This window comes from Micrococcus sp. CS26 (assembly GCF_055522295.1).
Map to the genome: position 1 here is coordinate 40,844 of NZ_JBVFVY010000011.1, position 18,462 is coordinate 59,305.

The window sequence follows — 18,462 nt, forward strand, 5'->3', positions numbered from 1 at the left end:
CGGCGGCGTCGGCGGACCGTCAGTCGGTGATCAGGCCCTCCTCGCGGAGCCAGTCCCACGCGACCTGGGTGGGCTCCTCGCCGTCGACGTCCACCCGGGCGTTCAGGCGCGCGGCCGTCGCGTTGTCCAGGCGCGCGGTCACGGGCGCCAGCAGGTCGGCGATCTCGGGGTGCTCGGCCAGGACCTCCTCGCGCACGATGGGGGCCGCGTTGTACTTCGGGAAGAAGCTCAGCGGGTCCTGCAGGGTCGTCAGGTCCAGCGCGGCGATCCGCCCGTCCGTGGCGTACGCCTCCCCGAAGGTGCACGACCCGTCCGCCACCGCGGCGAACACCGCCCCGATGTCCATCTGGCGCAGCCGGGATCCGGTGGGCCGTTCGATCCCGTAGGCCTCGAGCATGGGCAGGAACCCGTCGTTGCGGGCGGCGAATTCGGCGCTCACGCAGAAGGACTGGTCCTCCGTGGGGAGGTCCTTGATGTCCGCGAGGGTCTCCAGGCCGAGCTCCTCCGCCCGGTCCTGGCGCACGGAGAAGGTGTAGGTGTTGTCGAGTTCGGCCGGCGGCAGCCACACCAGGCCCTGCTGCGCGTCCTCGTCCCGGACCGCGGCCCACTGCGCCTGGGCGTCCGGGATCGGATCGGTGTGGCCCAGGTACGTGATCCAGGCCGTCCCCGTGTAGTCCCACTCGACGTCCACGACGCCTGCGACCTGGGCCTGGCGCGCACTGAGCGAACCCGGCATGTTGGTCAGATCCTCGACGTCGGCCCCCGCGGAGCGCAGCAGGATCGCGGTGATCTTGCCGAGCACGACGCCCTCGTTGAAGTTCTTGGAGCCCACCGCCACGTGGGCGCCCTCGAGGTCGATCCCGGCGACGTCGCCGGCGGGCGTGCCCGAGGGCAGGTAGCCGCCGGCGGTGCTCAGCCCGCACCCGGACAGGACCAGGGAGGCCGCCAGGCCGAGCGCGGCGAGCGCGGCACGAGCGGGGGTCCGGCCGCGGCGGCGGGACGGGAGGGTCGCGCGCGGGGTGGTCATGCGAGCCCCCTCGGCGTGGCCAGCGTCTCGACGAGGCGGCCGATCCACTCGATCATCAGGGCGAGGGCGGCCACGAGGATCGCCCCCGAGACGAGCAGCGGGAAGCGGAACAGGACGATCCCGGTCTGGATGAGCAGGCCGAGGCCGCCGGCGTCGATGAACGTCGCGAACGCCCCGGTGCCCACCAGCAGCACCAGGGCGGTCCGCAGACCCGCCATGATCACGGGCAGGGCCAAGGGCAGCTCCACCCGGAGCAGGGTCTGCAGCGGCGACATGCCCATGCCGCGGGCCGCCTCGACGACGGTGGGGTCGACGCCCCGTAGCCCGGCCAGGGTGTTGGCCAGCACGGGCAGGAACGCGTAGAGGGACAGGGCCAGGACGGCGACCCGGAAGCCGAACCCCCACACCATGGCGAGCAGGACGATCACGCCGATCACGGGAGCGGCCTGGCCGGCGTTGGCCAGCCCCATGGCGACGGGGGTGAACCGCCGGGCGGCGGGGCGGCTCAGCAGCACGCCGAGCGGGACGGCCGTCGCCACGACCAGAATAGTGGACACGCCGACGAGGGCCAGGTGCTCGGCGGTGAGGCGCAGGACGGTGGGCCAGGTCAGCAGCCGGGCCTCGACGTCGTCGAGGGCGGCTCCGCGCACCCAGACGGTCCACCCGATCAGCAGGGCGGCCACCAGCAGCGGCAGGCCGATCAGGAGCAGGCGGTCCTCGGCGGAGGCCGCACGCAGCCGGGCGATCATGGCCGAGCCTGCTCGTCGCCGGCGCGGGCGTGCGCGCGCAGTGTCGGATAGTCGAGCAGACCGATGACCGTGCCACCACGGACCACGGCGATCTCCTCCCCCGGGGCCATGACCAGCGCGGCGAGGGCCTCGCTGATCGGGGTGGCCGCGTCGAGCACGGGCCCGCCCGGCCGCGTGCCCGTCGGGTGCGGTGCGATCGGGCGCAGCGGCAGCGAGTCGACCGACCGCAGCCCCAGCCGCTTGAGCCCCGCTCCCGACCCCACGAAATCGGCCACGAACTCGGTGGCCGGCCGAGCCAGGACCTCTTCGGGGGTGGCGTACTGGGCCACGTGCGCGCCGGGTTCGAGCACCAGGATCCGGTCGCCCAGGAGCACGGCCTCATCCACGTCGTGGGTGACCATCACGATGGTCTTGCCCACCCTGGCCTGGATGTCGAGCATCTCCTGCTGCAGGCGCTCGCGGGTGAGGGGGTCCACGGCGCCGAAGGGCTCGTCCATGAGCAGCACGGGAGGATCCGCCGCGAGGCCCCGGGCCACGCCGACGCGCTGCTGCTGCCCGCCGGACAGCTCGCGCGGGAAACGGTCTCGGTAGATCGCCGGGTCCAGGCCGACGAGGTCGAGCAGCTCGTCCACACGGTCGGCGATGCGCCGGCGGTCCCACTTGAGCAGGCGCGGCACCAGGCCGACGTTCTCGGCGACGGACAGGTGGGGCATCATGCCGCCGCCCTGCACGACGTAGCCGATCTGACGGCGCAGCCGGGTGGGGTCACGGCGTGTGATGTCCTCCCCACCGATCAGGATCCGCCCGGAGGTGGGCTCGATGAGGCGGTTGATCATCTTCAGCGAGGTGGTCTTGCCACAGCCGGACGGGCCGACGAACACCACCGTCTCCCCCGCGGGGATGATGAGGTCCAGGGCGTCCACGGCGGGGCGGTCCTGCCCCGGATAGAGCTTCGTCAGGGACTCGAGACGGATCTCGGCCCCGGTGTCACGGGCGGTGCTCATGCGCGCAGTCCCTTCGAGATGGTGAGCCGGCCGAGCAGCACGAGCAGCCCGTCCAGGACGAGGGCGACGACGACGATGCCGAGGGTGCCCACGAGGGCGTAGTTCAACGCGTTGGCGCCGCCCAGGGAGACCAGCCCCGTGAAGATGTACGAGCCCAGTCCGGGCCCCAGGACGTAGGCCGCGACCGCGGCCACGCCCATGCCGAGCTGGCCCGCGACCCGGATGCCGGTGAGGATCACGGGCCAGGCCAGCGGGAGACGCACCCGGGTGAACAGCGCCACCGGCCCCATGCCCATCCCCCGGGCGGCCTCCAGCACCTCCGGGTCCACGCCGCGCAGACCCACGAGCGCGTTGCGGAGGATGGGCAGCAGGGCATAGAAGACCACCACCACGACGGCGGGGACGGTCCCGATGCCCACCAGGGGGATCAGGACGCCGATGAGCGCGAAGGAGGGCAGGGTCAGCCCGACGGCCGTGAAGGCGTTCGCGATCGGGGTCAGGGCCTTGATCCGCGTGGCGATCACGGCCAGCGCGATGGCGAGCACGGTGGCGATGGCCAGCGCCTGCAGCACGAGCCACCCGTGCTGCCACGCCCGGAAGAGGATGTCGGGCCAGCGTGAGGCGAGGAACTCGCTCATGCGGCCTCCACGCCGGCAGCGCACCCCTGGGCGGCCCGGGCGTCTGCGGGGCGGGGCAGGACCGTCATCGTCGTCTCCTTCGGTCCGGGTGGGTCGGGCGTGCTCTTGCACGCTCCCCGAGATGGTGGCGCTCCCTGTGTTCTGCGCCACGAAGGGGGTCACCGGCACCGCCAAGGATGGCCTACCGACCGGGCGACGGGCAGGACGGCCTGCGCTAGCGTGTCGGCCATGTCTCGCTCCCACTCCGATGCCCTCGACGCGTCCGGCCCCGACTCCGGGGGCGCCGTCGCCGTGCCCCGCCGCCGCGTCGGCCTGCTGCCCCGCATCCTCGTCGCGATCGTGGCCGGCGTCCTCGTCGGCCTGGTCGCGCCGACCTGGCTCGTGCAGGCCTTCGCCACCTTCAACGGGCTGTTCTCGAACTTCCTGGGTTTCATCGTCCCGGTGCTGATCCTGGCGCTCGTCGCCCCCGCGATCGGCGACATCGGCCGGGGCGCGGGGAAGCTGCTGGCCCTGACCGGCGGCATCGCCTACGGCTCCACCCTGGTCGGCGGCTTCGGCGCCCTGCTGGTCTGCCTGCTCGTCTTCCCGCTGATCCTCACGCCCGGGTCCTTCGAGGCGATGGCCAACCCCGAGGACGCGCTGCTCGGCCCGCTGTTCGAGGTGCAGATGGACCCGCCCTTCGGCGTGATGACGGCCCTGCTGCTCGCGTTCGTGCTCGGCATCGGCCTGACGACGCTGCCGCGCGGCGCCCTGCACGAGGGCTTCGACCAGCTGCGATCCATCATCGAGCGGGTCGTCATGGGCCTGATCGTGCCGCTGCTGCCCGTCTACATCTTCGGCGTGTTCCTGAACATGACCGCCGCCGGCGAGGTCTTCAAGGTCATCACCACGTTCCTCGGCGTGATCCTGCTGGTCTTCGGCCTCACCGTGGTGCTGCTGCTCGTCCAGTACGTCGTCGCGGGCGCGATCGCGAGCCGCAACCCGTTCACGGCCCTGAAGACGATGCTGCCGGCCTACGCGACGGCCTTGGGCACCTCGTCCTCGGCGGCGTCCATCCCGGTGACCCTGCGCCAGACCCTGCTGCTCGGCGTGCGCCGGCCGATCGCCTCGTTCGTCGTGCCGCTGTGCGCGACGATCCACCTGGCCGGCTCCACGGTGAAGATCGTCTCGTTCTCCATCGCGGTGCTGTTCCTCTCGGGCCAGTCGATCGACATCCCGGTGTTCGTGGGCTTCATCTTCATGCTGGGCGTCACCATGGTCGCGGCGCCCGGCGTGCCCGGCGGCGCGATCGTGGCGGCCTCGGGCCTGCTGTCCTCGATGCTCGGCTTCACCGAGCCGCAGGTCGCGCTCATGGTCGCCACGTACATCGCCATCGACTCCTTCGGCACCGCCACCAACGTGACCGGTGACGCCGCCATCGCGCTGATCGTCGACAAGATCGCCGGGGACCGTCTCATCGAGGACTCCGAGGACGAGGGCCTGGATCACCGCGACGACGAGGAGGTCGCCACCGGCGCCGACGCCGGCTGACCCGCCCCGCACACACCACGGCCCCCTCCCTGTCAGAAGCTCTGGGAGGGGGCCGTCGTCGGGACGGGCGGTGTCAGCCGCGCAGGCCCCGCTCGGCCTCGGCGCGCACCGCGCGCCGCTGCCCCGGGGAGCGCACGACGACGTCGCTCATCTCCTCGAGCGTCTTGCCCTTGGTCTCGGGGACGAAGGCCGCCACGAAGGCCAGGGACAGCGCCGCCATGACCGCGTACAGGCCGTAGGCGAGGGTCAGGCCGATGTCCGCCAGCCACGGGAACGTGGTGGAGACGGTGAAGTTCGCCGCCCACTGCGCGGCGGCGGCCACGGCGAGCGCGCCGGCGCGGATGCGGTTCGGGAACATCTCGCCCAGCAGCACCCAGACCAGCGGACCCCAGGTGGCGCCGAAGAACACCACGAAGGCGTTCGCGGCCACCAGCGCCACCGTGGACCACGGCTGCGGCAGGGAGACGGACTCGGCGCCGCCGGTCTGCGCGAAGGAGAAGGCCAGTGCCATCAGGCCGAGGCTGACCGTCATGCCGGCGGAGCCGGCGATCAGCATGGGGCGACGGCCGACGCGGTCCACCAGGGCGATCGCGATGAGGGTGACGGCGATGTTCGTGACCGAGGTGATCACGGTGACCGTGAGGGCGTCCGACTCCCCGAAGCCCACCGAACGCCACAGGGTGGTGGAGTAGTAGAAGATCACGTTGATGCCCACGGCCTGCTGGAAGACGGAGAGCAGGATGCCGATCCACACGATCGGCTGCAGGCCCGCCGCCGGTCCACGCAGGTCCGCCAGCGACTCGCGGCGCTCCGAGTCCAGCGAGCGCCGGATGTCCTCGATCATCAGGTTCACCCGGTCCACACCGGTGAACTCGTGCAGGACCTCGGCCGCCTCGTCCGTGCGGCCGCGGGCGACCAGGTAGCGCGGGGACTCCGGCAGCTTCAGGGCGAACAGGCCGTACAGCACCGCCGGGACGGCCTCGGCCAGGAACATCCAGCGCCAGGCGTCGACGCCGAGCCAGAACGGCTGCGCCGCTCCCCCGGCCATCGTCGCGAAGAGCGCGCCCGTGAGGAGCGCGGCGAAGATGCCCAGGACGATCGCCAGCTGCTGGAGCGAGCCGAGGCGACCGCGCACATGGGCCGGGCTGACCTCCGCGATGTACGCCGGAGCGATCACGGACGCGGCGCCCACGCCCAGGCCGCCGACCATGCGCCAGACGATCAGGTCGACCACGCCGAACGCCAGACCCGAGCCGATGGCAGAGACCAGGAACAGCATCGCGGCGATCACCATCACGGGCACGCGGCCGCGGCGGTTGGCGATCGGCCCGGCGAACCAGGCGCCGAGTGCGCAGCCGATCAGCGCCGAGGAGACGGCGAAACCCGTGAGACCGGCGCCGAGGCCGAACTCCCCGGCGAGGGCGTCCACGGCGCCGTTGATGACAGAGGTGTCGAAGCCGAACAGGAAACCGCCGAGCGCGGCGGCGACCGAGATGCCGACCACCTTGGCGTTGAGGCGAGACGTCGCGGCGCCGCCGGACCGGGTCGCTGTCATGGTGGGTCCTCTCTGGGTGGCGCCCGACGGCCCGCTGCGCGCCGGTGCGTCCGCACAGTGTGTTCTTCGCTCGGCGAGCGTGCAAGTCGCACAGCCCCTCGCCCCGCCCACGGTGAGGCGGCGGGGCAGAATGAGGACCATGTTCGTCGTCCTGGGCCCCGCCCCCGCCTCCGTCGGCAGCCCCGGCGCCTGGTGGGCCGTGGACGGGGACGACGCCACTCCCCTGGGATCCTGCCCCGCCGGGTCCGTGGCCGGGCTCGTGGCCGGTCTGCCCGCCCGCCTTGGCGTGGACCCGAGCACGGTCCGCTGGGTGCTCGCCGACGTCGGGACGGAGTACGCCGCCTGGCTGGCGGCGGGAGTGCGGGTGGATCGGTGCTGGGATTTGGCCCTCGTCCAGCGGATCCTGCGGCACGCGGCGACGGCGCCGGGCAGCGGGGTGCGTTACACGCCCGTGGCGCAGCTCGAGGTCGCCGACCCCACGGAGCCCGAGCGCCCCGCGCGGGTGCCCGCCGGTCAGGAGTCCTTCTTCGACCTGCCGGACGAGACCGGCCCTGCTCCGGACGTCACCGTGCTCGCGGCCGAGCTGGCCGCGCAGCGGGCCGCCGTCGAGGGCTCGGCCCACCCGCACCGGCTGCGGCTGCTCGCGGCGGCGGAGTCGCAGGGCGCACTCGTGGCCGCGGAGATCCGGGCGGCGGGTCTGCCGTGGGACAGGGGCGTGCACGAGGCGCTCCTCACCGAGCAGCTCGGCCCCCGGCCTGCACAGGGCGAGCGTCCCGCCCGCCTGCAGGCCCTGGCCGAACGCATCGCCGACGTCCTGGGCTCCCCCGGGCTGAGCCCCGACTCGCAGCCCAGCCTGCTGCGGGCGCTGCAGACGGCAGGCGTGGCCGTGGAGTCCACGCGGCAGTGGGACCTGAAGCACTGGATCGACGCCGGCGGCGCGGAACGCGAGGCGCGGGCCGCGCTGCTCGCGCCGCTGCTGGAGTACAAGGCCCTGGCCCGGCTGTGGACGGCCAACGGCTGGCACTGGCTGGACCAGTGGATCGGCGACGACGGCCGGTTCCACGCCGCCTACCTGGTCGGCGGCGTGGTGACCGGGCGGTGGGCCGCCCACGGCGGTGGGGCCATGCAGATCCCGGCCGGGGTGCGCGACGCCGTCCGCGCGGACCCCGGGTGGACGCTGACCGTGGCCGACGCCTCCCAGGTGGAGCCGCGCATCCTCGCCGCGATGGCCGCCGACGAGGCGCTGGCCCGTGCCGGGACCACGCCCGACCTGTACCGGGAGGTGGCGGAGCAGGGCCGGGCGGCCGGCACCGCGCTGGCCGACCGCGGTCGCGCGAAGGTCGCCCTGCTGGGTGCGATGTACGGCTCGACGACGGGCGACTCCGCGGCGCTCATGCCGCACCTGCGCCGGCTCTACCCGCGGGCGATCGGCCTGCTCGAGCGGGCGGCCTCCGTCGGCGAGGGAGGCGGCCAGGTGTCCACGTGGCTGGGCCGCTGGTCCCCCGCACCGGGGCGGAAGTGGCAGGAGTCCGTGTCCGACGTCGGCACCCAGGCCGCCGAGTCCGCGGCCCGGCGACGGCGACGCTCCCAGGGCCGCTTCACCCGGAACTTCGTGGTGCAGGGCACCGCAGCCGAGTGGGCGCTGTGCTGGATGGGCGAGATCCGCCGTCGACTGCGCTCGGCCGGCATGCACACGGAACTCGTGTTCTTCGTCCACGACGAGGTCGTCTTGCACGGCCCGGCCGCGGAGGCCGAGGCCGTGCGGACAGTCGTGGCGGAGTCCGCGAGCGCCGCCGGCCGCCTGCTGTTCGGTCCCGCCCCCGTGGACTTCCCGCTCACCGTCTCCAGCGTGGGGTCATACGCGGACGCGAAGTGAGGGGCGGCAGCGCGTCGGCCGCGGTCATGGCCCCCGTGCGCCGCACCGGGCCGAGGACCCTGGGACCTGGCACGATGCGGGACGAGGGCCGATCCTGGAGAGCGCCCGAGACACCCCCGAGAAGGAGACCGCATTGCCCGTCGCCCCGCGTCCGTCCGACGGCGCCGCGTCCTCGGTCTTCACCCCGCACCAGCAGCGCATCCTCGCGGTGCTCCTCATCCCGATCTTCATGTCCCTGCTGGCCGTGTCCAGCATCAACGTGGCCCTGCCCGCCCTGCAGCGGGGCCTGGACGCCAGCGACGCGGAGCTGCAGTGGGCCATCTCCGGCTACACCCTCGTGTTCGGCATGGTGCTCGTGCCGGCGGGCCGGGCGGGTGACCTCTTCGGCCGCCGCCGGCTGTTCATGGTGGGCCTCGGCGTGTTCGCGCTCGGTGCGCTCCTGTCCGGCCTGGCGCCCACGGGCGTCCTGCTCGTGCTCGCGCGCCTGGTCATGGGCGTGGGCGCGGGCCTGCTCAACCCGCAGGTCACCGGCTTCATCCAGGGCGAATTCTCCGGCGCCTCCCGCGCCCGGGCGTTCGGGGCGCTCGGCGCCGTCGTCGGGGTGTCCGTGGCGGTGGGGCCGCTGCTCAGCGGCGGGCTCATCGCGTGGCTCGGCGGCGACCTCGGCTGGCGCGCGACCTTCCTGGTGAACGTGCCCATCGCCCTCGGCGCCCTGGTCGTGGCCCGCCAGTGGCTGCCGCGCACCGCCCCCGTGCGGACGGGGCGTCCGGACCTGGACCCGGTCGGCGTCGTCCTGCTGGCGGGCGCCCTCGTGGCCGTCATGCTCCCGTTCCTGGACCGTGAGCTCGGGCCGTGGCGGTTCGTGCTCGTGCCCGTCGGCATCGGCCTGACCGCCCTCTGGACACGCTGGGAGGCCCGCTACGCCCGACGGGGCCGCGCCCCGATGGTGGACCTGCGCCTGTTCCAGACCCGCAGCTTCGCGTGCGGCGCCCTGCTGATCGCCATCTACTTCACCGGCTCGACCAGCATGTTCGTCGTGATCGCCATGTTCATGCAGAACGGGCTGGGCTACCCGGCGCTGCACGCCGCGCTCATCGGCCTGCCTTCGGCGGTCATGTCGAGCGTGATGTCCACCGTGGCCGGGCGCGTGGTGCTGCGCACGGGCCGGAAGATCGTCGTCCTCGGCATCGCGCTGGCGCTGCTCGCCGTCGTGGGCTCCATCGGGGTGGCGTGGGCCAACCGGGAGTTCGGCCTGAGTCCGTGGTGGCTGCTGCTCACCCTCGCCATCTTGGGTGCCGGGCAGGGGCTGGTGGTCTCCCCCAACCAGACCCTCAGCCTGGCCGAGGTCCCGCCGCGGCACTCCGGCACGGCCGGCGGCGTCCTGCAGACCGGCCAGCGCGTCGGCACGGCCGTCGGCACCGCCGTGATCGTGGGGGTGTTCCTGGGCGTCGCCTCCGGTGCCGACTGGGACGGGGCGTTCATGGCCGCCTTCACCCTGGTGGCGGGGTGCATGGCGCTCGCGCTCCTCGTCGCACTCGCGGACCTGCGCGGACCACGGACGGCGGCGCCCCGTGGCTGAGCCCCGCCCCGGCGACGTGCGCGTCACCCCCGGCCCCGGCGCACCCCGCGGGCTGGTCATCCCCGCGGGCGAACTCGTCGAGCGCTTCTCCCACGCCTCCGGCCCGGGCGGTCAAGGCGTGAACACGGCGGACTCGCGGGTCCAGCTCAGTCTGGACCTGGCGGCCACCTCCGCCCTCGACGACGTCCAGCGCGCCCGCGTCCTCGCACGGCTGGCGCCCCGGCTGGCCGGCACGGTGCTCACCGTCAGCGTGGCGGAGCACCGGGCCCAGCGGCGCAACCGGGTGGCCGCCCGCGAGCGGCTCGCGGCGCTGCTGCGCGAGGCCCTGGCCCCGCCGACGCCGCGGCGGGCTACCAAGCCGACGCGCGGCTCTCGGCGGCGCCGCCTGGAGGCCAAACACCGTCGCTCCGAGGTGAAGCGCACGCGCCGCCGCCCCGGCCTCGACTGAGGCCGCCCGCCCGCAGGCGGCGGCTCAGTCCCGCCCGGTCACCCCACGGCCGGCGGCCGAGCGGTGACCCCACGCGTCGCCACGCCGGGCGAGGTAGTCCTCTTCGGGCCAGCTGCTCACCCCGGACACGCGCATCCTCACCACCCGGCCGTCGTCGCCGAGGTCGAACGGGATGCGCTCCCCCGACGCGCCGAAGCCATCCTCGTCCTCGGGCAGGAACGTGGTGGCGTCCAGCGCTCGCAGCTCGTGCATCCTGTCCCGGGGGCCGGGCGTGCCGGGGTCGATCAGCACGAGGCGCTCGCCGGCGCGAACCACGTCCGTCTCGCCCCACAGGGAGACGTAGCGGCCGGTCAGCCGGTCGAGGTCGTCGGTCGTGACACCGGTGGGCAGCGCCTGCCCGTCGGCGGCGTCCTGGGCGAGCAGGTCGATGAGCTCGACGAGGCCCACCGCGAGCGCGTCCGCCGGACCGTCCACGGCGTTGGTGAGCACGCTGACGGTCAGACCGGTCACCGGGTCCACCAGGGTCCGGGTGATCTGCCCGGGGAAGCCGCCGGAGTGGCCCACGAGCCGTCGTCCGCCCACGCTGATCCCGATCAGGCCGAGCCCGTAGGTGCCCGTCCCGGCCCCCCCGCGGGAAGGAGGCCTCGGCCCGGTGCATCAGGCGCAGCGCGTGCTCGTCCAGCAGCTCACGCCGATCCAGTGCGAGAGCGGAGAAGAAGCGGCTGAGCTCCTCCGCCGTGGAGACGAAGCCGGTGGCCGCGGCCAGCGCGCCGGTGGCGGTCGGTGCCACGCTCACCCGACGCCCACGGCCGTGGGCCCGGGTGTGGCCGACGACGGCCCGGCCCGCCGCGTCGTCGTCGATCTCGGGGCGGGTGTCGGTGAGGCCGAGCGGGACGAGGATGTCCTCCGTGACGTGCTCGGCGTAGCCGCGGCCCGTGACTGCCTCGATGATCGCCCCGAGCAGGCCGTACCCGATGTTCGAATACTTGAAGCGCTCCTGCGGGGCGTAGGTGGCGCCGTGGTCCCGGACGATCGCGCGCAGGGCGTCGGCGTCCGGGAAGGGGCCGTCGAGCTGCCAGTGGTCCGCGTCCACCCCGTCGCGGATGGCGCCGGAGGTGTGCGAGAGCAGCTCGCGGACGGTGACCCGGGCCAGCGGGGTGTCGGCACAGTCGGGCAGTCGTTCGGCCACGGTGTCGTCCAGGCGCAGACGACCGGTGGCGACCAGGCGCAGCACGGCGACGGCCGTGAAGGTCTTGGAATGGCTGGCCACGCGGAACAGGTGGCCGGTGGTCAGCTCCGCCCCGGTGGCCTCGTCGGCCACCCCGAACGCGGCGGAGAGCACCAGCTCGTCGCCGAGCCGCACGGCCACCTGGGCGCCGGGCACGTGCCGCGTCTCCACCTGGGTGGCCAGCCACCGGGACAGGTACGGGGCCGCCTCGCGGAGGCGGTCGAGGGACGGAGCGGGCGGCGGGGCGGGGGTGGTCTGGGTCACGAGAGGCCACTGTACGATGCCGGCCGCGCGGGCTCAGGCGCGCGCGTTCTGCGATTCCGGGTCCAGGGGCGCGTGGGCGGGGTTGGACAGGGAGAGCACGACGGCGGCCACGCGCGGGTGCTCGAGGAGGGCGTCCTCCACGCGCTGGAGCAGGACCGCGGCCTCGCTCTCCCGCTCGTCCCCGGCCAGGTCCACGGCCCCGACGACGAAGAGCTTCTCCGGGCCGACGTACTCGAGGTGCAGGTAGCTCACGGAGAGCACCTCGGGCCGCTCCAGCAGCCAGCGCAGCACCCGGGTCCGGATCACCGGGTCGGCGACCTCGCCGACGAGGAACGCCATGTTCCGCGAGAGCAGGAAGATCGCGACGACCCCGAGCAGCACGCCCACGAGGATCGAGCCGGCGGCGTCCCACCGGGGGTCCCCGGTGAGCTGGTGCAGGGCGAGGGCGGCGGCCGCGATGGCCAGGCCGATCAGGGCCGAGGCGTCCTCCACCCACACGGCGCGCAGGGTGGGGTCCGAGGTCTGGCGCAGGAACGTGGCATCGCTGATGTGCCGCCGCTCCGCGTCGCGGCGGACGCGCCGGTGCGCGTTCAGGAACGAGATGCCCTCGAGCACGAACGCGACGGCGAGCACGATGTACGCGATCGTGTACTCCGCCTCCTCCTCGGGGGCGGACCAGGCCGTGATCCCGTGCCAGACCGAGACCGCCGAGCCCACCGCGAACAGGCCGAAGGCCGCGACCATCGACCACACGTAGGCCGCGCGCCCGTAGCCCAGCGGGTGCCGCGCGTCGGGGGCTCGGCCGGCCCGACGCTCCGCCAGCAGCAGGAAGACCTCATTGCCGGCGTCGGCCCAGGAGTGCGCGGCCTCCGCCACCATCGCGGCTGAGCCGGTGACCGCGCCCACGATCGACTTGACGACGGCGATCACCGCGTTCACGCCGAGGGCGATCAGGACGGTCAGCAGGCTCTCGCCGCCGGTCTCGGCGGCGGGCGAGGCGGAGTGAGCGGGCGAGGCGACGGCGGGCGGGGTGCGGGTCATCCTCCGAGTCTGCCCCTGCAGGCGCATGCCGGACCAGGCTCGCCATGTCCGGGTCCGCCGGTCCAGGAGCGCGAGACGGGGTCCACGCGGATCGGCGTCGCCGAGCCCGTGAGGTCTCCGCGTGCGCGGCCTAGCGTGGGGCCATGACGGATTCTCCCCTGCACCTCGACCGCCCCGACGCCCCCCGCATCATCGTGCTCGGCGCGACGGGCTACGCCGGATCCCTCGTCGTGGACGCCCTCGTGGCCCAGGGCGCACGGCCCGTGCTGGCGGGCCGGAACGGGGACTCGCTCCAGCACGCGGCGAGGCGGCACGACGGGCTGGAGGTCGCCGTCGCCGACGCCGGGGACCCCGCCTCGCTGAGGGCCCTGGTCACGGAGGGCGATGTGCTGGTCTCCACGGTCGGCCCCTTCGAACGCTACGGCCGACCGGTCGCCCGCGCCGCCGCGGAGCGGGGCGCGCACTACGTGGACTCCACCGGTGAGGTCGGCTTCGTGAAGGACCTCAAGGCGGACCTGGACGCCACCGCCCGACGCACGGGCGCCACCCTGCTGCCCGCCCTCGGCTTCGACTACGCGCCGGGCATGCTCGCGGGCGGGCTCGCGCTGGCGGAGGCCGGTGGACGCGCACGGTCTCTGCAGATCGGCTACTTCGCCGACGGCGAGCTGGACCCGCGCGTCGACCTCAGCCACGGGACGCGCCAGACGATGGTGGGCGCCCTCACCGAGCGGACGATCACGTGGCGCGGCGGGCGGCTGGCGACCACGGGCCCGGCCAGCCGGTCGGCCGTCTTCCGGGTCGACGGGCAGGACCGCCGCGGCGTGCTGTTCGGCGGCACGGAGTCCCTGTTCCTGCCGCGGATGCAGCCCGGCCTGGACGAGGTCGAGGTCTTCAACGGCTGGTTCCCGGCCCGGCCCACGCAGATCGGCGCCGCCGCCCTCGGTGCGGTGGGGTGGCTCCCCGGCGTCGCCCGCGGCGTGCAGGCCCTGCTGCGGCCCCTGGCCGGCGACCCGGGTGGCCCCGACGCCGCAGACCGGGCCCGCACGGGCTCCCGGGTCGGGGCGATCGCGCGCGACGCGGCCGGCCGCATCGTGGCGGACGTCCACCTGAGCGGCCCCAACGCCTACACGTTGACCGGGGACCTCATGGCCTGGGGCGCCCGGCAGCTCGCCGCAGGACAGGCCCGCGAGGCCGGCGTCGTCAGCCCGATCCAGGCGTTCGGCCTCGACGACTTCGAGACGGCCTGCACCGCGGCCGGTCTGGTGCGGGCATGATCCCGACGACTGACCCCGCCCACGGCCCTCAGCGGGGGCGACGCCGGGGGCGGCTGATCCAGGCCAGATAGGCGCTGCCGCCGGTCAGGGCGGCGCCGCCGGCGGCCACCACCGGCCCGGCGAAGCGGCCGAGCCGGTCCTTGTACGCCACGAGCACGTTCGTGCCGCCGGTGATCATCGCGGCCACCACCATGGCGGCCACCACCCGGTCGCCCGTCCGCTCGAGGCGCGTCACGAGCGGCTCGAGCTCGCTCGCGCGGACGGTGACGTCGATCCCGCCGTCGTCGATGCGTTCCATCACCTTGCGGGCGTACTCCGGCAGGTCGATGCCGAGCTCGGCCGCCGCGATCGTGGCCCGGCCGATCCGGCCCGCCACCCGCCGGGGGTCGAGGTGCTCCCCCACGAGGCGCAGGGCGAAGGGGTCGAGCACGCGGGTGTAGTCGAATCCGGGGTGCAGGCGGCGGCCGATGCCGTCCACGATGATCAGCATCCGCAGCAGCTGCACGAGCTCGGGCGGCAGGGACAGCCGGTGGCGCCGCACGAGGGCGAAGATCTCCGAGACCAGCTGCGCCACGCGGATGTCCTCGAGCTCGCGCCCCTCGAGGCGGCCGACGATCCGGGCCACCTCCAGCCGGAGCCGACGGCGGTCCACCGGCCCGCGCGGCGGGGCGATGTCCAGCAGGGCCCGCACCAGTCCGTCGGTGTCCTGCCGGGCCAGCGCCATGGCCAGGCCCGCGAACCGGCGCCGGAGGGACGGGGAGATCCTCCCGACGGAGCCGAAGTCGATGAACCCGACGGTCCCGTCCGGCTCGATGAACAGGTTGCCCGCGTGCGGGTCCGCGTGGAACACGCCGTGCTCGAACACCATGGCCAGCAGCACGTCGGCGGCCCGGTACGCCAGTTCCTCCCGGTCGATGCCGGCGGCGTCGAGTCCGGCCAGATCGTCCACGCGCAGCCCGGAGAGCTCCTGCATGGTCAGCACGCGCGAGGTGGTCAGGTCCCACTCGATCCACGGGAACCGCACGCCCGGGGTGTCCCGGAAGCCGGCGGCGATCTCCTCGCAGGCCCGCGCCTCCACCACGTAGTCGAGCTCGGCGCGCAGGGAGCGGTCGAACTCATCCACCATGGTCGGCACGTCCAGATCGGCGAAGGTCCGCGAGGCCCGCGACCACGTGGCCGCCAGCGTCCGCAGGATCTCCAGGTCCGCCTGGGCCTGCTCCACCACACCGGGCTTGCGGACCTTCACGACGACGGCGCGCCCGTCATGCAGGCGCGCACGGTGGGCCTGACCGATGGAGGCGGTGGCCAGGGGCGCGCGGTCGAACCAGGCGAACAGTGCGTCGACGTCGGCGCCGAGGTCCTCCTCGACCGTCCGGGCGACGGCCTCGAAGGGCACCGCCGTCGTGCTGTCCGTGAGGCGGGCGAACGCCGCGCAGTAGGCCTCGGGGAACAGGTCCGGGCGCGCCGAGATCAGCTGCCCGAGCTTCACGAAGGTGACGCCCAGCTCCTCGAACGTGCGCACGAACAGCTCGGGGCGGTCCTCGGCGTCGATGCCCAGGTGCGGCTCCCCCTCCTCGAGGGGCAGCCACCGGGAGAGCCCGGCCTGCACGGCCGTGGCCCTGAGGCCGTTGCGGGCCATGACGTGGGCGATCTCGCGGTAGCGCTGCAGGTGGAGGGCCATGACGCCCACGCTACCGACCGCGCGGAGGGGTGAGCCTCGCCGCTCCGTCGGCGTACCGCAGGGCGCCCGGCCGGATCCGCGCGTCGGCCCCGATCCGCACCCCGTCCGCGAGCGCGCCCGCCGCCCGCAGCTCCCGCAGCCGCGCCAGCACCCGGTCCCGCACGTCCCACGGGCTGAGCGTGTTGACGTTGATCTTGGTGGCGCCCTCGAAGCCGGCGAGGGTGGAGACGCGCCACTTGAGCATCACGCGCCAGGGCATCGGGGACGCGACGCCGGGCGGGCGGGTGTGCCATTCCTCGTTGGAGGGGACGTCGGGCCCGGTGGCCGCGTGGGCGGCGTGCAGCAGGTCGGACACGGCGCGCAGCTCGGCCGCGGACTGCCGCCACGGCTGCCCCACCGGGCTCGTGGAGTAGACCTCGACCGTCGGGTACCGGTGGCCGAAGCCGGCGAACATCACGGCGTGCTCGTTCGCGGCGATCATCAGGTCGTGCGCCACGGCCACGTCCAGCGCGGCGTGGTTGAACACCTGCGGGTCCTCGCGCAGCCGGTCCAGGGCGGCCGCGTTCTGCGCGCCGACCTCGTCGATGGCCACGAGCTGCTTGTGCAGGTGGTCGAAGGAGGCGCCGGCGGGCTTGAGCCAGTTCTGGAACACGGAGACGTACCGCACGGCGGGCGTGGTCGCGTAGAGGTCCCGCATCGCGTCGGCGGTCAGGGCCAGGAACGCGTGGTGCTCGTCCGGGGTCAGGGTGCCCGAGGAGGCCAGCTGGTGGTCGTCCACGGCCCCGTCGACGAAGTGCCGCCGAGCGATCACGACGTCGTGCGTGCCGCCGAAGAATGCGGCCGACGCCGCGATCAGCTCCGCCTCGGACATCGCCGCCGTCTCCTCCGCGGAGCGGCCGGAGGCGTGCAGCTTCGCGGCGACGACGGCGCGCACGTGGGCGCGGCCGGCCTCGGTGGCCAGGTACTCGTCACGGCGGCGGCGCGCGTCCGGGGGGAGTTCGTGGCCGTGGTTGAGACGCCAGTAGTCGTAGCTGAGGATCTCGAAGAGGTTGGGGACCCGGCGGAAGGCCGGGGTCGTCTCCCCGAGCCGCTCCGCGGCCGGGTGCCGCAGGATCTGCCAGGCCGGGGCGCCGTCGTCGGCCCTCGTGGAGACGATGCGTGACTTCTCCGGCGGCGTCTCCAGCAGGCGGTGCTCGCAGAAGGCGCAGTGCCGGCCGTGCTGGGCGGGGTCGAGCGGCTGCGGGGCGGGCCGGACGAGGCCGAGCGGGCGGTGGCCGCGGCCGGGCACGGTCCAGACCTCGGTGCCGGTGAAGGGGTTGCGCTGCTTGACGGTGCCGTCCGGCAGTCGGGTGAGAGGCTCGCTCACAGACGGGTGCACGAGGCCAGGATACGAGGCGGTGCCGGCCCGGGCAGACCGGCGCCGACGCGCCCACCGGTCAGAACTCGAGCAGCACCTTGCCCTTGGCGTGGTGGGATTCGAGACGCTCGAACGCCTGCTCCCAGTCGGCCAGGGGGTAGCGGCTGTCCACGGTCACGGCCAGCTCGCCGGCGTCCACGAGCCGGACGAGCTCGGCCAGGCCCGCCCCGTCCGGATGCATGAGGAAGAACTCGTAGGTCACCCCGGCCTTCTTCGCGGCCCGGCGCACCTTCGCACTGGCCACCCGGGAGACGACGGCGGCCAGCGGCCGACGCGACGGGCGCGCGGTCTCACGAAGGCTGCCGGGGCTCGGCGGGCCCGCGATGGTCACCAGCCGGCCGCCGGGCTCGATCGAGCCGAGCAGCTCGGCCATCTGATCACCGCCGATGAGGTCGAACACCTTGTCGAAGCGCTCGCCCCCCTCCGCGACGGTGCGGGCGCGATAGTCGATCACCGCGTCGGCGCCGGCCTCGCGGACGTACGGCTCACCCGCCGCGGAGGCGGTCACGGTCACGTGCGCGCCGCGCAGGTGTGCCAGGCGCGTGGCGATCAGCCCGACGCCGCCGGCGGCCCCGGTGATCAGCAGCCGCTCCCCGGGCTGCAGGTCCAGGTGCTCCGGGCCGAGTGCCTGCTGGGCGGTCAGGCCGGCGAGCGGCAGGCCGGCCGCGTCCGTCAGGGGCACGCGGGCGGGCGCGGCGGCCACCCAGTCCGCGCGCACCGCGGCCAGCTCGGCGAACGCCCCGTGGCCGGAGGGGTCCACGCGGGTGATGACTGCGTCACCCGGGGCGAACGCGGTCACCCCGGCGCCCACGGTCTCGACGATGCCGCTGAGCTCGTTGCCGGCGACCGTGGGGAAGTCGTCGGGGGCGATGGCCTTGAAGTCGCCTTCGCGGTGCATCGCGTCGACGGGGTTGAGGCCGACCGCGCGGGTGCGGATCAGCACCTCGCCGGCGCCGGCCGTGGGGGCGGGGACGTCGGTGAGGGCCATGGCCTCACGGCCGCCGTAGGACTGGAGGACGAGTGCTCGCATGCCGCCGAGCCTAGGCGCGCCGACCCGGAGTGCCGAGCCCTGTTCGCCGTCGTCGATCACGCAGGTCGGGCTCGGCGACCTCCGGCGTGATCATCCCCACGGCCACCCGTGACGCGGGTAC

The 18,462-nt window shown here is 74.2% G+C and carries 15 protein-coding genes and 1 pseudogene; 5 read left to right on the forward strand and 11 right to left on the reverse strand.

The genetic code is table 11. The features are described 5' to 3' along the window. Positions 1 to 19 precede the first annotated feature (19 nt). The 4 genes from ACZ1IK_RS06680 to ACZ1IK_RS06695 are packed head-to-tail and all read right to left on the reverse strand — an operon-like array spanning position 20 to position 3,418. Positions 20 to 1,027: a glycine betaine ABC transporter substrate-binding protein gene (locus tag ACZ1IK_RS06680; RefSeq protein WP_465098409.1), complete on the reverse strand. Its 1,008-nt coding sequence runs from the start codon at positions 1,025 to 1,027 to the stop codon at positions 20 to 22. Continuing rightward, positions 1,024 to 1,776, reverse strand: a complete 753-nt coding sequence (locus ACZ1IK_RS06685) for an ABC transporter permease (RefSeq protein WP_465098410.1) — start codon at positions 1,774 to 1,776, stop codon at positions 1,024 to 1,026. The genes ACZ1IK_RS06680 and ACZ1IK_RS06685 overlap by 4 nt, the downstream gene beginning before the upstream one ends. Then, complete coding sequence (locus ACZ1IK_RS06690) at positions 1,773 to 2,780, reverse strand: ABC transporter ATP-binding protein (protein WP_465098411.1); 1,008 nt, start codon at positions 2,778 to 2,780, stop codon at positions 1,773 to 1,775. Before ACZ1IK_RS06690 ends, ACZ1IK_RS06685 begins: the two co-directional genes overlap by 4 nt. Then, complete coding sequence (locus tag ACZ1IK_RS06695) at positions 2,777 to 3,418, reverse strand: ABC transporter permease (protein WP_002855197.1); 642 nt, start codon at positions 3,416 to 3,418, stop codon at positions 2,777 to 2,779. Before ACZ1IK_RS06695 ends, ACZ1IK_RS06690 begins: the two co-directional genes overlap by 4 nt. Before the next feature lie 228 nt (positions 3,419 to 3,646). On the opposite strand from ACZ1IK_RS06695, the gene ACZ1IK_RS06700 reads away from it, so the two are divergent. Then, positions 3,647 to 4,948, forward strand: a complete 1,302-nt coding sequence (locus ACZ1IK_RS06700) for a dicarboxylate/amino acid:cation symporter (RefSeq protein ID WP_465098412.1) — start codon at positions 3,647 to 3,649, stop codon at positions 4,946 to 4,948. 73 nt (positions 4,949 to 5,021) lie between these two features. On the opposite strand, the gene ACZ1IK_RS06705 is transcribed toward ACZ1IK_RS06700, so the two are convergent. Continuing rightward, positions 5,022 to 6,503 carry a sugar porter family MFS transporter gene (locus tag ACZ1IK_RS06705; RefSeq protein WP_163721262.1) on the reverse strand — a complete coding sequence of 494 codons (1,482 nt, stop codon included), beginning with the start codon at positions 6,501 to 6,503 and terminating at the stop codon, positions 5,022 to 5,024. A gap of 139 nt (positions 6,504 to 6,642) precedes the next feature. Between ACZ1IK_RS06705 and ACZ1IK_RS06710 the strand changes: the two genes are divergently transcribed. The 3 genes from ACZ1IK_RS06710 (at position 6,643) to arfB (ending at position 10,406) form a co-directional block, all read left to right on the forward strand. Continuing rightward, on the forward strand, positions 6,643 to 8,379 hold the full coding sequence (locus ACZ1IK_RS06710) for a bifunctional 3'-5' exonuclease/DNA polymerase (RefSeq protein WP_166437528.1): 1,737 nt from the start codon (positions 6,643 to 6,645) through the stop codon (positions 8,377 to 8,379). A gap of 133 nt (positions 8,380 to 8,512) precedes the next feature. Then, complete coding sequence (locus tag ACZ1IK_RS06715; protein ID WP_206482134.1) at positions 8,513 to 9,958, forward strand: MFS transporter; 1,446 nt, start codon at positions 8,513 to 8,515, stop codon at positions 9,956 to 9,958. Continuing rightward, positions 9,951 to 10,406, forward strand: a complete 456-nt coding sequence (gene arfB, locus ACZ1IK_RS06720; protein WP_036338705.1) for an alternative ribosome rescue aminoacyl-tRNA hydrolase ArfB — start codon at positions 9,951 to 9,953, stop codon at positions 10,404 to 10,406. The genes ACZ1IK_RS06715 and arfB overlap by 8 nt, the downstream gene beginning before the upstream one ends. A gap of 24 nt (positions 10,407 to 10,430) precedes the next feature. Here the strand turns inward: arfB and ACZ1IK_RS06725 are convergent, their stop codons facing one another. The 3 genes and pseudogenes from ACZ1IK_RS06725 to ACZ1IK_RS06735 all read right to left on the reverse strand — a co-directional run bounded on the left by ACZ1IK_RS06725 (position 10,431) and on the right by ACZ1IK_RS06735 (position 12,939). Continuing rightward, positions 10,431 to 10,970 (reverse strand): hypothetical protein, encoded by a 540-nt coding sequence (locus ACZ1IK_RS06725; RefSeq protein ID WP_465098415.1) that lies wholly within the window; start codon positions 10,968 to 10,970, stop codon positions 10,431 to 10,433. Between the two features lie 124 nt (positions 10,971 to 11,094). Beyond that, positions 11,095 to 11,898: pseudogene (locus tag ACZ1IK_RS06730) on the reverse strand (serine hydrolase domain-containing protein); the annotation flags it as partial. A 33-nt stretch (positions 11,899 to 11,931) separates the two neighbouring features. Next, positions 11,932 to 12,939, reverse strand: coding sequence for a cation diffusion facilitator family transporter (locus ACZ1IK_RS06735; RefSeq protein ID WP_465098413.1), 1,008 nt, complete (start codon positions 12,937 to 12,939; stop codon positions 11,932 to 11,934). Between the two features lie 143 nt (positions 12,940 to 13,082). Here ACZ1IK_RS06735 and ACZ1IK_RS06740 point away from each other — a divergent pair, with 143 nt between their 5' ends. Next, a complete protein-coding gene (locus tag ACZ1IK_RS06740; RefSeq protein ID WP_126860549.1) occupies positions 13,083 to 14,213 on the forward strand; it encodes a saccharopine dehydrogenase family protein in 1,131 nt (376 codons plus the stop codon). A 28-nt stretch (positions 14,214 to 14,241) separates the two neighbouring features. Here ACZ1IK_RS06740 and ACZ1IK_RS06745 read toward each other — a convergent pair whose 3' ends face one another. The 3 genes from ACZ1IK_RS06745 to ACZ1IK_RS06755 form a co-directional block, all read right to left on the reverse strand. Beyond that, positions 14,242 to 15,894 (reverse strand): ABC1 kinase family protein, encoded by a 1,653-nt coding sequence (locus tag ACZ1IK_RS06745; protein WP_354403226.1) that lies wholly within the window; start codon positions 15,892 to 15,894, stop codon positions 14,242 to 14,244. Positions 15,895 to 15,904: 10 nt separating this feature from the next. Continuing rightward, complete coding sequence (locus ACZ1IK_RS06750; protein WP_354403228.1) at positions 15,905 to 17,260, reverse strand: DUF4921 family protein; 1,356 nt, start codon at positions 17,258 to 17,260, stop codon at positions 15,905 to 15,907. Between the two features lie 70 nt (positions 17,261 to 17,330). After that, positions 17,331 to 18,341 (reverse strand): NADP-dependent oxidoreductase, encoded by a 1,011-nt coding sequence (locus ACZ1IK_RS06755; RefSeq protein ID WP_127435226.1) that lies wholly within the window; start codon positions 18,339 to 18,341, stop codon positions 17,331 to 17,333. Positions 18,342 to 18,462 lie beyond the last annotated feature (121 nt).

Excerpts from the sequence above, each read along its gene's own strand:
- ACZ1IK_RS06680 (WP_465098409.1), bottom strand. The coding sequence starts at position 1,027 with ATGACCACCCCGCGCGCGACCCTCCCGTCCCGCCGCCGCGGCCGGACC.
- ACZ1IK_RS06685 (WP_465098410.1), bottom strand. The coding sequence starts at position 1,776 with ATGATCGCCCGGCTGCGTGCGGCCTCCGCCGAGGACCGCCTGCTCCTG.
- ACZ1IK_RS06690 (WP_465098411.1), bottom strand. The coding sequence starts at position 2,780 with ATGAGCACCGCCCGTGACACCGGGGCCGAGATCCGTCTCGAGTCCCTG.
- ACZ1IK_RS06695 (WP_002855197.1), bottom strand. The coding sequence starts at position 3,418 with ATGAGCGAGTTCCTCGCCTCACGCTGGCCCGACATCCTCTTCCGGGCG.
- ACZ1IK_RS06700 (WP_465098412.1), top strand. The coding sequence starts at position 3,647 with ATGTCTCGCTCCCACTCCGATGCCCTCGACGCGTCCGGCCCCGACTCC.
- ACZ1IK_RS06705 (WP_163721262.1), bottom strand. The coding sequence starts at position 6,503 with ATGACAGCGACCCGGTCCGGCGGCGCCGCGACGTCTCGCCTCAACGCC.
- ACZ1IK_RS06710 (WP_166437528.1), top strand. The coding sequence starts at position 6,643 with ATGTTCGTCGTCCTGGGCCCCGCCCCCGCCTCCGTCGGCAGCCCCGGC.
- ACZ1IK_RS06735 (WP_465098413.1), bottom strand. The coding sequence starts at position 12,939 with ATGACCCGCACCCCGCCCGCCGTCGCCTCGCCCGCTCACTCCGCCTCG.
- ACZ1IK_RS06740 (WP_126860549.1), top strand. The coding sequence starts at position 13,083 with ATGACGGATTCTCCCCTGCACCTCGACCGCCCCGACGCCCCCCGCATC.
- ACZ1IK_RS06745 (WP_354403226.1), bottom strand. The coding sequence starts at position 15,894 with ATGGCCCTCCACCTGCAGCGCTACCGCGAGATCGCCCACGTCATGGCC.
- ACZ1IK_RS06755 (WP_127435226.1), bottom strand. The coding sequence starts at position 18,341 with ATGCGAGCACTCGTCCTCCAGTCCTACGGCGGCCGTGAGGCCATGGCC.